The sequence below is a fragment of the Salipiger sp. D13 genome, from assembly GCF_003703915.1.
In the GTDB taxonomy this organism is placed as follows: Bacteria; Pseudomonadota; Alphaproteobacteria; order Rhodobacterales; family Rhodobacteraceae; genus Salipiger; species Salipiger profundus.
Map to the genome: position 1 here is coordinate 318,714 of NZ_ML112591.1, position 14,306 is coordinate 333,019.

The 14,306-nt window shown below is 70.9% G+C and carries 7 protein-coding genes; 3 read left to right on the top strand and 4 right to left on the bottom strand.

The genetic code is table 11. From position 1 onward, the window contains the following. Nucleotides 1–144: 144 nt before the first annotated feature. Both D6860_RS05850 and D6860_RS05855 read left to right on the top strand, forming a co-directional pair. Nucleotides 145–1,482 (top strand): mechanosensitive ion channel family protein, encoded by a 1,338-nt coding sequence (locus tag D6860_RS05850; protein WP_076622543.1) that lies wholly within the window; start codon nt 145–147, stop codon nt 1,480–1,482. A gap of 108 nt (nt 1,483–1,590) precedes the next feature. Continuing rightward, entirely contained in the window at nt 1,591–2,769 is a 1,179-nt protein-coding gene (locus tag D6860_RS05855) for an acetyl-CoA C-acyltransferase family protein (protein ID WP_076622544.1), read from the top strand. A 41-nt stretch (nt 2,770–2,810) separates the two neighbouring features. On the opposite strand, the gene pbpC is transcribed toward D6860_RS05855, so the two are convergent. From pbpC to D6860_RS05870, 3 genes are read right to left on the bottom strand one after another with little or no spacing between them, the layout of a single operon-like run. Continuing rightward, nucleotides 2,811–4,829, bottom strand: coding sequence for a penicillin-binding protein 1C (pbpC, locus tag D6860_RS05860; RefSeq protein WP_076622545.1), 2,019 nt, complete (start codon nt 4,827–4,829; stop codon nt 2,811–2,813). Further along, on the bottom strand, nt 4,822–5,373 hold the full coding sequence (locus D6860_RS05865) for a putative glycolipid-binding domain-containing protein (protein ID WP_017468732.1): 552 nt from the start codon (nt 5,371–5,373) through the stop codon (nt 4,822–4,824). The genes pbpC and D6860_RS05865 overlap by 8 nt, the downstream gene beginning before the upstream one ends. After that, nucleotides 5,370–10,790 (bottom strand): alpha-2-macroglobulin family protein, encoded by a 5,421-nt coding sequence (locus D6860_RS05870; protein WP_076622546.1) that lies wholly within the window; start codon nt 10,788–10,790, stop codon nt 5,370–5,372. Before D6860_RS05870 ends, D6860_RS05865 begins: the two co-directional genes overlap by 4 nt. A 135-nt stretch (nt 10,791–10,925) precedes the next feature. Between D6860_RS05870 and D6860_RS05875 the strand changes: the two genes are divergently transcribed. Then, nucleotides 10,926–13,544 (top strand): hybrid sensor histidine kinase/response regulator, encoded by a 2,619-nt coding sequence (locus D6860_RS05875; protein ID WP_076622547.1) that lies wholly within the window; start codon nt 10,926–10,928, stop codon nt 13,542–13,544. Here the strand turns inward: D6860_RS05875 and yaaA are convergent. After that, entirely contained in the window at nt 13,478–14,248 is a 771-nt protein-coding gene (gene yaaA, locus D6860_RS05880) for a peroxide stress protein YaaA (RefSeq protein WP_076622548.1), read from the bottom strand. The two genes, D6860_RS05875 and yaaA, sit on opposite strands and share 67 nt — an antisense overlap. Between the last annotated feature and the right edge of the window lie 58 nt (nt 14,249–14,306).

Genomic DNA, 14,306 nt, shown 5'->3' on the forward strand with positions numbered 1-14,306 from the left:
GTCACCGCCCTCGCGATGGTCGCCCTCCTGTCCCTGCCCGATGACAGCCCGGTCGCCGCCCCGGTGCTGGCGGCGCAACGCTGAGGGCTTGCCCCACCCGGTCGCCGGTGCAAATCTGACCGACATGACAGAGGCACCGCCGACATGAACCCGACCGAGGTCGGGCAGACCCCATTGGAGGCCCTTCAGGCCACCGTCCTGTTGCTGCTGGCCCAGGCCGAGAGTTTCCTGGCCACTTTCCTGCGCCCGTGGAACTTCTACCAGATCGGCATTGCGCTGGGTCTCTTCCTGCTTGCGCATCTACTCAAGATGGCGCTGGCACCGCGGATGCGCGACTGGATGCGAGCCCGCGACGGCTGGCCGACATGGCGGATGCGCATCCTCATCGTGATACACCGGCGACTGCGGATGATCTTCTTCGTCGCGCTGATCCTGCTGGTGGTCGCGGTCATGCGGCAGGTCACCTGGCCGTCACGCTCGTACCTTCTGGGGATCATTGCCCAGCTTGCCACGGCATGGCTCGTGATCGCGCTGGTCACGCGGCTCATCGGCAACCCGACGCTGCGGATCTTCGTGCGCTACGGTGCCTGGGCCTGGGTCACCGTCTCGATCGTCGGACTGACCGAACAGGCGCGCGGGCTGCTCGAGAGCATGGGGTTCGAGCTGGGCGGCACATACCTGTCGGTCTGGCTGCTGCTGCAGGCCATCGTGCTGCTGGTGGCGCTGGTGGCGCTGGCGCGGTTCCTTGCCGGTGCGGGCGCGGCGAGCATTCGCCGCAACGAGACCATGAGCCCCTCAATGCAGGTGCTCGCGGTGAAGTTCCTGCAGGTGCTGCTCTACGGCGCCGCGTTCTTCCTTGCCCTCAAGCTGGTCGGCGTGGACCTGACGGGGCTCGCGGTGCTGTCGGGCGCGATCGGCGTGGGTCTCGGCTTCGGCCTGCAGAAGGTCGTGTCGAACCTCGTGAGCGGGGTGATCATCCTGCTCGACAAGTCGATCAAGCCCGGCGACGTGATCTCGATCGGCGAGACCTTCGGCTGGATCAACGCGCTGGGGGCCCGCTACGTCTCGATCACCACGCGAGACGGCAAGGAGTTCCTCATCCCGAACGAGGATCTCATCACCGGGCAGGTGGTGAACTGGTCGCATTCAAACGACTTCGTGCGGCTCGACATCTACTTCGGCACCGCCTACGAAAACGACCCCCACGAGGTCCGCCGCGTCGCCATCGCCGCCGCCGGAAGCGTGCCGCGCGTGCTGAGCGACCGGCCGCCGGTGTGCCATATCGTCGGCTTCGGCGACAGCTCGGTCGACTACATCCTGCGGTTCTGGATCACCGATCCCTCGGGCGGGCTGACCAACATCCGGGGCAATGTCTACCTGGCGCTCTGGGACGCGTTCAAGGAACACGACATCCACATTCCCTTCCCGCAGCGCGAGGTGCGCCTGCTGAACGAGACGCTGCCGCCGGTCTCCGAGGCCTGACGCCATCCCTCGCGACACCCGGCGCGTGGAGGCGTGACGGGACGTTGCGGCTGACATTCCGGTCCCCGCCGGCCATGGTGCGCGCGACACAAGACGACGGAGGTCAGCATGCCCGAAGACATCGTGATCCTGAGCGGAGCCCGCACCGCCATCGGCACATTCGGGGGCGCGCTCGCCGCGATGCCGCCCATCGAACTCGGCACCATTGCCGCCAAGGCGGCGCTCGAGCGGGCGGGCGTCGAGGGCGAGCGGATCGGCCACGCGGTCTTCGGCCACATCATCAACACCGAGCCGCGCGACATGTATCTCAGCCGGGTGGCCGCGATGCAGGCCGGCGTGCCCGACAGCACCCCGGCGATGAACGTCAACCGGCTCTGCGGCTCGGGCGTGCAGGCCATCGTCTCGGCGGCGCAATCGCTGATGCTGGGCGATGCCGATTTCGCGCTCGCCGGCGGCGCCGAATGCATGTCGCGGGCGCCCTTCATCGTGCCCGACCAGCGCTGGGGCAAGAAGATGGGCGACATCCGCACTGTCGACATGATGGTCGGCGCGCTCAGCTGCCCCTTCGGCACCGGTCACATGGGCGTCACTGCCGAGAACGTTGCCGCCGAGCACGGCATCACGCGCGAGGCGCAGGATGCCTTTGCCGCCGAAAGCCAGGCCCGCGCCGCCCGCGCCATCGAGGCCGGGCATTTCCGCGACCAGATCGTGCCGGTCGAGATCGCCTCGCGCCGCGGCACCCAGGTCTTCGACACCGACGAGCACCCGAAGCCGACCACCGCCGAGGGCCTCGCCGGCCTGCGCCCGGCCTTCCAGAAGGACGGCACGGTCACCGCGGGCAACGCCAGCGGCATCAACGACGGCGCCGCGGCGCTGGTGCTGGCACGCGCCGGAGCCGCCGAGACGGCGGGGCTTGCCCCGCGCGCCCGGATCCTCGGCTATGCCCACGCGGGTGTCCGCCCCGAGGTCATGGGCGTCGGCCCGATCCCGGCGGTCGAGGCGCTGCTGGCCCGCACCGGCCTGAGCGTCGGCGACTTCGACGTCATCGAGTCGAACGAGGCCTTCGCGGCGCAGGCGCTGGCGGTGAACGCAGGGCTCGGGCTCGACCCGGCCAAGGTGAACTCCAACGGCGGCGCCATCGCGCTTGGTCACCCGGTGGGCGCAACCGGCGCGATCCTCGCGGTCAAGGCGCTCTACGAGCTCGAGCGCACCGGCGGATCGAAGGCGCTGGTGACCATGTGCATCGGCGGCGGTCAGGGCATCGCCCTCGCGCTCGAGGCCCTCTGAGCGAAAGCGCGGCGCCGTAGGGTGGGTTTGCACCCGCCTTGCTAGCGCAGCTCGACCGAGACGCGGCCGGCCCGGCCCTCGGCGTCGATCACCGACAGTGTGGTGAAGCCCGGCCCCGTCACCGGGGCGAGCATCTCGGACCGGTGCTGCCGCACCGCCACCACCGCGCCATCGGCAAGAAGCGTGTAGGGCGGCGTGCCGCCCCGCAGCTTCACCGGCAGGCCCTGCCCGTCAGCGGCCAGCGTGGCGCCGTCCGGCGGAAAGGTCACCTGCAGGGCGGGTGCCTCTGCCGGGCCGTCCCCGAACCGTTGCAGATGCGGCGGCAACGCGCCGTTGCCGACGAGCAGCGCATCGGGCGGCGGCGCCGGAAGCTGCACCGGCTCGGCGCGCACCCGGCCCAGCGCCTCGAACAGCAGCGGCGCGGCGATCTCGCCGCCGAAGGCCCCCGGCACCGGTGTGCCGTCGGGCCGCCCGATCCAAACGCCCGCCACGTAGCGCCCGTCGAAGCCCAGCGCCCAGGCGTCGCGATGGCCGTAGGAGGTGCCGGTCTTGTAGGCCACCCGCCCCGGCGGTCCTGCGCTTGGCGGCGGCGCAAGCCCCGCGAGCACATGCCCCACCTGCCACGCGGCCCGCGTGCCCATGATGCGCACCGGCGCGCCCGGTTCGGTGCCCCTTTGCCAGCGCAGCTCGCGCACCGCGCCGCCGTTCGCGAGCCCCGCGTAGAGCATCACCATGTCCTCGAGCGTCAGCCCGACCCCGCCAAGGCTCACCGCGAGCCCGGCCTGCCCGCCGGGAAGCTGCGGCCGCAGACCGGCTGTCTCGAGCGCCGCCATGAGATGCGCCGGCCCCATCGCCTCGGTCAGCCGGACCACGGGGATGTTCAGCGACAGCTGCAGCGCGCGTGCCACCCGGATCTCGCCCCTGAACTGCCCGTCGAAATTCTGCGGCGCATAGGAGCCGAACTGCACCGGCGTGTCGGAGATCAGCGTCTCGGGGTGTGCCAGCCCACGATCGAAGGCAAGCCCGTAGACCAGCGGCTTCAGCGTCGAGCCGGGCGAGCGCAGCGCTTGTGTCATGTCGACGAACCCCTGCCCGCGCGTGTCGTCGTAGGCGGGCGAGCCGATGCTCGCCAGCACCTCCCCCGTTTGGTGGTCGGCGACGATCAGCGCCAGCGACAGGCGTGGATCGCGGCCTGACATGTAATCCGCCGCCAACGTCTCGAGCCCCTCCTGCATCTGCCGGTCGAGCGTGAGATCGTGCCGGTCCGGTCCCAGCGCCGCCGCACGGTCGGCGAGATGCGGCGCAAGCGCGGGAAACGCCCGCCGCACGCGCGGCACGGGCTCGCGCAGGGCCGCCTGCGCGCTGTCCTCGGCCATCACCCCGGCGCGCACCATGCGGGCGAGCACCCGGTCGCGGGCCGCGCGGGCGGCCTGCGGGTGGCGGTCCGGGCGGCGTGCCTCGGGCGCCTGCGGCAGGGCCACGAGCAACGCCGCCTCGGCAGGCGTCAGCCGGGCGGGCTCCTTGCCGAACCACGCGAGCGTCGCGGCGCGCAGCCCTTCGAGATTGCCGCCATAGGGCGCGCGTTCGAGGTAGAGCCGCAGGATCTCGGGTTTCGACAGCCGCCGCTCCAGCGCCAGAGCCACCCGCATCTGCCGCAGCTTTCCGGCCCAGGCCCCGGTGCCGCCCCCTTCGAGAAGCCGGGCCACCTGCATCGTCAGGGTCGATGCCCCCGACACGATGCGCCCGGCCCGCAGCCCCTGCCCCGCCGCGCGCAGCGTCGCCACCGGGTCGACCCCGGCGTGCGCGTGGAAGCGACGGTCCTCGTAGGCCACCAGCATGCGCAGGAACAGCGGATCGACCCGGTCGGGCGTCACGCTCATGCGCCAGATACCGTCACCGACCGTGTATGCCCGCAAAAGCGCGCCGTCGCGGTCGCGCACCTCGGTCGCCGTGGCCTGCACCAGCCCCGGCAACGTGGTGGCGTCGATCCAGCGGTCCGCCGCGTCACGCCCCAGCGCCGTGCTCCAGAGCAGGAGCACGAGGAGGAGAAGCCTAGACATCGGCCTCCCACAGCCCGGGGTAATGGGTGACGAAGCCGTTGGCATCGACCACCAGTTGGGTGGCGCTGCCGGTCTGCTCGGCGCTGTAGGACACCAGCTGGCCGCGTTCGCGGATGTAGCTCTGGTCGAGCGGCGAGACGACCGGCCCCGGCAGCCGCAGCCAGGCAGCGCGGGTGGTCAGCCGCCCGACATCCGGCAGGCAGCGCAGCGGCATCAGGTTGGTGGCCGGCGTGAACGAGAAATCGACATGATCGCACCCCGCGAGATCCGGCTGCGGCGTGCCGTTCAATGTCCAGCCCTCGCCATCGCGGTCCAGCTTGATCGCGACATCCTCGCCGCCATGGGTGCCGGTGACATCGGCGCTGAGCGTCTTCCAGTCGGCGCCGACGCGCACCACGTAGTCGAGCGCCGCCCAGCCCGCGCCGTCACGGAACCGGGCGTGGCCCACCAGCATGTAGCCGCCGTTCAGATGCGCCAGCCGGCACTTGTCCTCGCCGTCGCGGTCGAGGGCCCGCCAGCGCATCGTTGCGATTGTCTCGGTCATTCGATCACCATTCTTCCGGAGTCTGTCGTGGCACGATACTCGGGACGATACATGTCTTCGACAAGGGCTGCCGGGTGATGGAACGCCCCCGGCGAAACCGCGCGCACGACATAGGCCAGACGGATCGGCCCGTCGCCAGACTGCTTCACCGCGGCAAGGAAGCGGTCGCTGCGGAACTCGGCATGTTCGGTCTCGGCCGGATCGAGCCAGTCGAGACCCCGGATATCCCCCGCCCGCAGCAGGCTCGGGTTGTCGATCTCGAGCCCCGCCGGCAGCGGATCGTCGACGATGAGCCGCGCCGCCCCGGCCTCGGCCGGACGGATCGTCAGCACGGCGACCATGCGGTCGCCCTGCGTCACCGGGCCCGCGACCGGCGCGCCCTCCATCGTGAAGTAGGCGCGCGTCAGCGCGTAGCCGTAGCCGCCCGCCTCGGTCCCGCTCTCGGGCACGCCCAGCGCCGTGAGGGTGATCGGCACCGGACCCGCCCCGGTGTTGGTGATCGCGGTGGGATCGAGCGCGTCGCCGGGGATGCGCCGCAGGAACGGCCCCGCAACCGGCGTGCCGTCGACCGCGATGCCCGAGGCGGTCGGGTCCTGCACCAGCGCATGCGCCGCCAGCAGCGCCCAGGCCTGCTCCTGCGTAGACAGCGGCCGCGACGCATCGGCGATGCGCGAGACAAGGGCCGCGCGGTCCAACGCCTCGCTGCGGGCGGCAACGGCGAGCGTCAGCACGCCCGCGGTATCGCGCAGGGTCGATCCGTAGTCGGCCCGCCATCGCGACGGGTCACGCACCGGCGTCGCCGCCAACCGGGCCGCGGCCTTGGCGAACAGCCGGTCGGCGCGGGTCTGGTCGCCGTAGCTTGCAAGCGCGGCGCCGAGCTGCGCCTGCGCCAGCGGCGTCCCGATCGCATCGGCGCGCTGGTCCGCGTAATAGCGCAGGTCGCCGATGGCCGCCTCGCCCTCGCGCGCAAGCACCATGAGCGCATAGGCGATGTCCTCGCCGCCCTCGTCGAAGTCGGGGGCATAGGCGATGCGGTTGCGCAGGTTGTCGAGCGCGGCGGTCATCGCCTGCCCGGGCACCGCGTGGCCCGCCGCCCGGGCGCGGCTCAGGAAATCGGTGACGTAGGCGTCGAGCCAGAAATCGCCCGACCCCGCCTGCCAGAGCCCGAAGGCCCCGTTCGCCGCCTGCCGGGTTAGCACCTGCTCGATCGCCTGCGCGACGCGCCGGTCGATCTGCCCCTTGCCGCCAAGCCCCAGCGGCTCGGTCAGCGCGCTCATGTAGAGCTGCGGCAGCGCCTGCGAGGTTACCTGCTCGGTGCAGCCGTAGGGATAGCGGTCGAGCGAGGCCAGCATCCCCGGCACGTCGAAACGCGCCAGCGGCCCGGCCGAGACCATGACCTCGGAGCCATCGCGCCGCAGCCCGGCCAGCGCCGCCCCGTCGAGCGTGAAGGTCTGGCCCGGATCAAGCGTGAAGCGACGGGTTCGTCCCACGGCCGGATCGTTGGCCCGGATGCCCAGCGTCAGCGTCTTCTCGAGCCGCTGCCCCTCGGGCGTGGTGAGCGCGATGGTGATCGCGTGGTCGCCGACCTCGTCGCCCGTAAGCGGCAGGCTCAGCCGCGCGGTGCCGCCCTCGGCAAGCGTGACCTCTGCGGGCGCGGCGCCAAGGGTCAGACCATCGGCCGAGACCTCGAGCGGCATGGCGCCGCCTGCGCCGCTCGCATGGGTCAGTTCCAGCAGCAGCCGCGTACTGTCGCCCGGCGCAAGGAAGCGCGGCATCGAGGCCGAGATCACCACGGGATCGCGCACCAGCACGTCTGTCTCCGCCTGCCCCACGGCGCTGTCGGTCCAGGCGATGGCCATGAGCCGCACCGTGCCGTTGAAATCGGGCATCTCGAAGCGAACCTCGGCGCGCCCGTCGGGCCCGACTGTCACCGGGCCCGAGAAGAAGGCCACCAGTTCCTCGGTCGGCGGCGGCGACTGCATCCGCATCATGGATCCCGCATCGCCGCCCGACCGCAAGCGCCCCATCCGTCCGTTCATGCCGTCGATGAGCCGCCCGTAGACGTCGCGGATCTCGACGCCCAGCCGGCGCTGCCCGAAGTAATGCGCCGACGGATCGGGGCTGTCGAAGCCGGTGAGGTTCAGGATGCCCACGTCGACGGCGGCGACGGTGACATGGGCGTTCTCGCCCTCGGCCACGCCCGCGACCGTGACGGCGGCATTCAGCGGGCCGCGCGGCGCGCTTTGCTCCGGCGCATCGAAGGAGACCTGCAACTGCCGCGCGCCGGGGTCGATGGCGGCATGGGCGAGCCCGAGGCTGCGCGCCGGGTTCTGCCCGGCCGCGACTTCCATCGGCCGGATCACCTGTGCGGTGACATAGGCGCCGGCGCCCCACTCTTCGGTCACCGGCAGCGAAACGGTGGTCTCGCCCTCCGCGACCTCGACCGCCCGCATGGAGATGATGTGATCGGACAGCACCGTGATCAGCGCCTTGCCCGCGTAGCGCGGCACCAGCCGCAGCTCGGCGGTGTCGCCGGGGCGGTAGGCGTCGCGGTCGAGCGAGAGCTCCAGCGTGTCGGGCGTGGCCTGCGCACCAACAGGCGCATACCAACCCGCATCGAAGCCCACCGAGGAGGTCACGTAGGCCCCGTCGCTGCGCTCGACGACCAGCTCGTAGGCGCCCCAGTCGACATCGGCAGTCACGCGCAGCGGCGCGTCGCCCAGCTTGGCGCTGCCGCTGGCGACGGTCTCACGCGTGGTGACCGGCTCCCAGTTCCAGTTGCCGTAGAGCTCGTACCACTGGTAGCGCGTGGTCACGCGATTGACGTGCCAGTCCACCGCCATCGGCACGGGCGACAGGTCGGACCCCACCGTCTGCAACAGGAAGCCCGCCTCGGCCCCTTCGGGCAGGGTGTCGTCGAACTCCGGCCGGATGCCGATCATCGGCCCGGCGGGGGCGACCATGCGCGTGATGGAACGCTCCACCGGACGCCCCGACCCTTCGGCCACGCGGATCGTCGCGCGCGCCTCCTGCGGACGCCCGCCCGCTGCCTCGGGTAGCGGCAGCACCAGCGACGCCCGCCCCTCGGCGTCGGTGCGCAGTTCCGCCGGTAAGGCGCGCGTCTGCGGGTTGGCCGCTTCGTCATGCCGTCCGAACCGGTAGCCCGGAAGCGCCTCGAGCCGGTCGCGCGGCGTGAGCGTCAGTTCGCCCTCGACCGGCAGATCGGCCCCCACGGCGCCGAACAGGTAGCGGGCCTCGATGTCCAGCCGGGGTGGTGTGGCGCGCGAGATCGGCCCCTCGGGCAAGGCAAGCGTGACGTCGATGCGCTCGGGCACGAAATCCTCGACCAGCACGGTTCGCGTGGCCAGCGCCTCGGCCTCGGGATCGGCGTAGAGCGCCAGTCTCCACGTGCCGCGCGGCACCGACGGCGTGAGCGGAAGCGTGAAGACACGCCCGCCGGCCACGCCGTCGCCGGAGACGATCCGCGCGTGCTCCACCCCGTCGGGGCGCGTCAGGATGGCGGTCAGCGGCACGCCCTCCACCGCCGCGACCTTGCGGTCGCGCAGCAGCGCCGTGGCATGGATCGTCTCGCCGGCGCGATAGGCCCCCCGGTCGGTGGCAAGGAAGGCATCGAGCGGTCCGCCCGACTCGCGGCCCGCGACGCCGCGGTCCGACAGGTCGAAGGCCGGATCGGTCAGCGACAGAAAGGCGATGTCCGCCTCGCCGCGCCGCGCGGTGACGAGCGCCGGCGCGGTGCCGCCGGTGCCACGCATGAGGCCGCCCCCGAAACGCGCGACGCCCTGCGCATCGGTGCTGAGCGTGCCGAGCGGCCGGTTGGCGCGCGACAGCAGCGTCACCTCGAGCCCCTCGAGCGGCACCGCATCCGACAGCCCGCGGGCAAACACCGTGAGCCCGTCGCTGCCCGCGAGCATCGTCAGCCCGATGTCGGAGAGCACGAACCACTGGGTGCCGCCCGGATCGTCGTAGGGATCGGCCCCCGGCACCGTGGCAGTGAGCGCGTAGATGCCGGCGGGCAGGTCCGCCACCACCTCGCCCATGGGCAGTCGCGTGGTCACGTCGGCGTTGAGCCGGTTCTCGACCTCTGCCGTGCCGGTCCAGACCTCCTCGGCAAGATCGCCGGCGAACTGGCGGTCCTGCCAGCCCGAGAGCGGCCGCCCGAAATAGCCCTCCTGCATGATGCGGATGAGGTTGCGGTCGGACACGCGGCGCAGCTTCAGCCCGACCTCGGAGAGGTTCACCGTCTCGACCGGAACGCCGGCATCCGCCGTCCGGGGTAGCACGTAGGCGCGCCCGGGAAACCGCACTGCCGGGCTTCGATCGCGCACGTAGGCGGTGACGGAGACGTCACGCACCAGTGCCTCGCCATCGGCCGAGGGCAGCCCGGCGCGGAAGGTCAGCGTGTAGCGCTCGCCGTGCTCCACGCCGGCGACGCAGAGCCGGCTTTCGTCCGAGGTCACCGCGAGCTTCGGGTCCGGCAGCCGCACGAAAGACGCGTAATCCTGCCCGGCCCGCGCCAGCGGTTCGGAGAACTCGGCGCAGATGCGCGGCGCGGCACTGTCCGCGTCGACGGTATGCTCGACGATCCGGAAGCCGTATTTCGCGACGGCCGCGTCGAGGGCCCGGTCGATCTCGGCCCGGGGCGCAATCTCGTCGGCGAGCCGCAGCGCCGGGATCATCTGCCGCCCCTGCCCCGTGGCTTCGAGCGCCTCGGACAGGTCGAGAAGCGCCGTCGCCTGCTGCGGCGCGGGGCCGGCGCGCAGGTAGCCATTTACCGCCGCCAGTACCGCGCGACGCGCATAGCCCTGCGGGTCGACGGTGCCGCGCGTCCGCGACAACGCCAGCGCCAGCCGCCCGTAGTCGAGCCAGAGATCCGCGCCATCGTCCTGCGCCAGCGCCGCGCCCGTCCATTGCAATGCATCGACGGTATCGCCCCGGTCCTCGGCGGCGCGGGCGGCGTCCAGAAGCGCGCCGACCGACCATTCGCCGCCCCCATGGCGGGCACCCAGTGCCGCGGCCTCGTCGTGCGCCGCCCGCAGCTCGGTCTCTTCGAGAAAGTCCAGGTTCGACAGCCGGGCCCGCGCTTCGGCCACGCGGGCGGGGTCCGCCGCGACGACCTCCGCCGAGACCGCGCCATCGTAGGGCTGGCGGTCGCTGACGCCGGTCTTGGGGAAGCAGGCCCGCGAGCGGCTGTTGAAGGTGAAGGCACCGCAGTCCGGGTCGTTCAGGCACAGCGTCTCGCAGGCCTCGAGCGTGGTATCGAAGAGCGGTTGCAGGTCGCCGCCGTAGAAATCCATGTCGCGGGTGACCACGAGCCTGCGGTCGGGCATTGCCTCCTGTGCGGCGGCCTGCGTGACGAGGCACAACGCGGCGGCCAGGGCCATGAGAATACGGCGCATCCTGAAAACTCCTCCCTGCAATCAGGTCATGGTGCCCCCGGGGCGACGCCAAGGCAACGATTCCCCAAGTCGTCCTTAATCCGATGTTCACCAAGCGCGCCGCATCCTGCGCCGGACCAAGGAGGCACATGGGGCATGAACCTGACGGCACGGCTGGCCGAGGAGCGGCGCGCGCGGCTGGCGGCGGAACGTCTGCTCGAGCTCAAGCAGGCCGAGCTCTTCGCCGCCAACCGCAAGCTCGACAAGCACGCCCGCGCGCTCAGCAGCGAGATTCACGAGACCCGGGCCGAGATCTCGCACGTACGCTCGGAGAACCAGCTGGTGAAATCGCAGCTCGGTCTTGCCCACCAGAAGATCGAACTGGTCGAGGGGCAACTGTGGAAGGCGCTGCAGACCATGCGCGACGGTTTCGCCATGTTCAGCCCCGACCGGCTGATGGAACTCGCAAATCCCGCCTATCTCGCGGTGTTCGAGGATCTGGACACCATCGGGCCGGGCGCGAGCTACGGGCATGTGCTCGACATGATGATCGAGGAAGGCATCGTCGATTTGCAGGGCGAAGACCCGCGCGACTGGCACGGCCGGATGCGCGCCCGGTGGGAGCAGGACCCGATCCCGCCCGAGACGATCCGCCTCTGGTCGGGGCAGTTCCTCAAGCTGCACGACCGGCACATGCCCGACGGCGGCATCGTCTCGCTCAGCGTCAACATCACCGACCTGATGCGCATGTGGTCCGCCGTCGAAGAGCTGCCCGACGGCTTCGTCATCTACGACGCCGACGACCGGCTGCTGATGTGCAACGCGCCCTATCGCCGGATCTACGAGAAAAGCGCGCCCGCGATCCGCCCCGGCGCCAGCTTCGAGGACATCCTGCGCTACGGGCTGTCGCAGGGACAGTATCCCGAGGCCGCGGGCCGTGAGGAGGCCTGGCTCGACGACCGGCTCGCCGCGCATCGCGACGCCACGCAGGAGCTCGAACAGCAGCTCGACGACGGGCGCTGGTTGCGCATCTACGAGCGTCGGCTGTCGGATGGTGGCCGGGTCGGGCTGCGCATCGACATTACCGACATCAAGCGCACCCAGCAGGAGCTGGTCGAGGCAACGCGCCGGGCGGAAAGCGCCAGCCGGGCGAAATCGGCCTTCCTCGCCAACATGAGTCACGAGATCCGCACGCCGATGAACGGGGTCGTGGGCATGGCGGACCTGCTGCGCGAAACGCCGCTCGACGCGGAGCAACGGCTCTACGCCGACACCATCCGGAGCTCGGGCGAGGCGCTGCTGGTGATCATCAACGACATCCTCGACTATTCGAAGATCGAGGCCGGGAAGCTGGAGCTGAAGCCCGAGCCCTTCGATCTCGAACGGGCCGTGCAGGAGGTCCTGCTGCTGCTCCAGCCCACGGCACGGGAAAAGGGGATCGACCTGCTGGTCGACTACGACCTGTTCCTGCCACAGACGCTGGTCGGAGATCCGGGCCGGATGCGGCAGATCCTGACCAACCTCGTGGGCAACGCGGTCAAGTTCACCAACGAGGGGCACGTGCTGGTGCGCGTCACCGGGCGCTGCGACGACGACACGGCCACCATCCACATCACCGTCGAGGATACCGGGATCGGCATCTTCCCCGAGAAGGTCGAGCACATCTTCGGCGAGTTCAATCAGGCCGAGGACGACCGCGACCGCCCCTTCGAAGGCACCGGCCTGGGCCTCGCCATCACGCGGCGGCTCGTGGGGCTTATGGGCGGCGAGATCTGGGTCGACTCGATCCCCGGAAAAGGCGCCTGTTTCGGGCTGCGCGTGCAGCTTGGCACCGCCGGGGGCGCGATCGAGCCCACACCGGCGCTGCCCGAGGGGGTGACGCATTGCCTGCTGGTCGACGACCACCCCCTCAACGGCGAAATCCTTGCGCGGCGCCTGGGCCGGCTCGGGCTTCGGGTCACGCTCTGCAAGACAGCGGACGACGCGCTCGACCGCATGGCCGAGCCGCCCGATCTCGTCATCACCGAAGAGGAACTGCCCGGCCTGTCGGGGCGCGACCTCGCAGGTCAGCTCCGGCGCCTGCAACCGGGGCTGCCGGTGATCCTTCTCGCGGCGCAGCCGGCGACGGCAGCCGGTGACACCAGCCTGCACGCGGTGCTGCAGAAGCCCGTGCAGGGGCGTGCGCTCGTCGAGGCGATCGGGGCCGCGGCCTCCCCCGAGCCTTCGGCACCGCCAGACCCGCACCCGACCCCCGCAACCTTCCGCCATCGGGCTGCACCTTCATGCGCGTCGCACCGTCCGGAAGACGTTGCCGCCGACAATGCCCCGCTCGACGTGCTTCTGGCCGAGGACAACCGCACCAATCAACTGGTCTTCCGGAAAATGGCCGAAACGCTCGGGCAGCCGCTCGCGCTGCGCATCGCGCGTGACGGGATCGAAGCGGTGGAGGCGTGGCAGGGCAAACGCCCCGACCTGATGTTCATGGACATCTCGATGCCGAAGATGGACGGCAAGGAAGCCACCCGCCGCATCCGCGCGCTCGAGACGGACGGCCCCCGCACCCCGATCATCGCGGTCACCGCGCACGCCATGGCGAGCGACCGTGATGGCATCCTCGAGGCCGGGCTCGACGATTACCTCACCAAGCCGCTGCGCAAGGCCGAACTGGCGGCACTGGTCGGGAAATGGGCGCCCGCGCGCTCTGCCGATCAGTTGCCGTATGGGCGCACGAAGACCGGCTTTTCCGGCGTCGACAGCTCTTCGGACCACGCGTAGCCGCCGCTGTCGAAATCGCGCAGGCTCTCGGGCTCGGTCAGCCGGTGCTGCACGATGTAGCGGGCCATCGCGCCGCGCGCCTTCTTGGCGTAGAAGCTCACGATCTTCGGCGCGCCGCCCTTGTCCTCCATGAACTGCGGCGTGATCACCGGCAGCTTCAGTGCGTCGGTATCGACCGCGCCGAAATATTCCTGGCTCGCGCAGTTCACCAGCGCATTTGCCCCGGTCGCCTCGGCGTCTTCGTTGAGCGCCCGGGCGATGCGGTCCCCCCAGTAGTCGTAGAGCGACTTGCCGCGTTCGGTCTTCAGCCGCGAGCCCATCTCGAGCCGGTAGGGCTGGATGCCGTCGAGCGGCCGCAGCACGCCGTAAAGCCCCGACAGGATGCGCAGGTGGTCCTGCGCAAAGGCCATCTCGTCATCATCGAGCGAGGCCGCCTCGAGCCCCTGGTAGGTGTCGCCGGCAAAGCCCAGCGCGGCGGGGCGCAGGTCGTCCTGCGCGGGATCGGCGTCGAAGTCGCGGAAGCGGTCTCGGTTGAGCTTCGCAAGGTCGTCGGAGATCTTCATGAGCTTCTTCAGGTCGTCGACGGAGAGCGCGCGCGCCACCCCGGCCAGTTCCTGCGCCGCCTCGCTGAAACGCGGCTCGGTCATCGTCACGTCGCGTTCCGTCCAGTCCAGCTTCTTCGCCGGAGAAACAACTACCAGCATCACCCGTCTCCTTCGCCCGGGCCCCGGCCCGGTTCACCTGTCACACGCTCCGAAAAAC

Excerpts from the sequence above, each read along its gene's own strand:
- D6860_RS05850 (WP_076622543.1), top strand. The coding sequence starts at position 145 with ATGAACCCGACCGAGGTCGGGCAGACCCCATTGGAGGCCCTTCAGGCC.
- D6860_RS05855 (WP_076622544.1), top strand. The coding sequence starts at position 1,591 with ATGCCCGAAGACATCGTGATCCTGAGCGGAGCCCGCACCGCCATCGGC.
- pbpC (WP_076622545.1), bottom strand. The coding sequence starts at position 4,829 with ATGTCTAGGCTTCTCCTCCTCGTGCTCCTGCTCTGGAGCACGGCGCTG.
- D6860_RS05865 (WP_017468732.1), bottom strand. The coding sequence starts at position 5,373 with ATGACCGAGACAATCGCAACGATGCGCTGGCGGGCCCTCGACCGCGAC.
- D6860_RS05870 (WP_076622546.1), bottom strand. The coding sequence starts at position 10,790 with ATGCGCCGTATTCTCATGGCCCTGGCCGCCGCGTTGTGCCTCGTCACG.
- D6860_RS05875 (WP_076622547.1), top strand. The coding sequence starts at position 10,926 with ATGAACCTGACGGCACGGCTGGCCGAGGAGCGGCGCGCGCGGCTGGCG.
- yaaA (WP_076622548.1), bottom strand. The coding sequence starts at position 14,248 with ATGCTGGTAGTTGTTTCTCCGGCGAAGAAGCTGGACTGGACGGAACGC.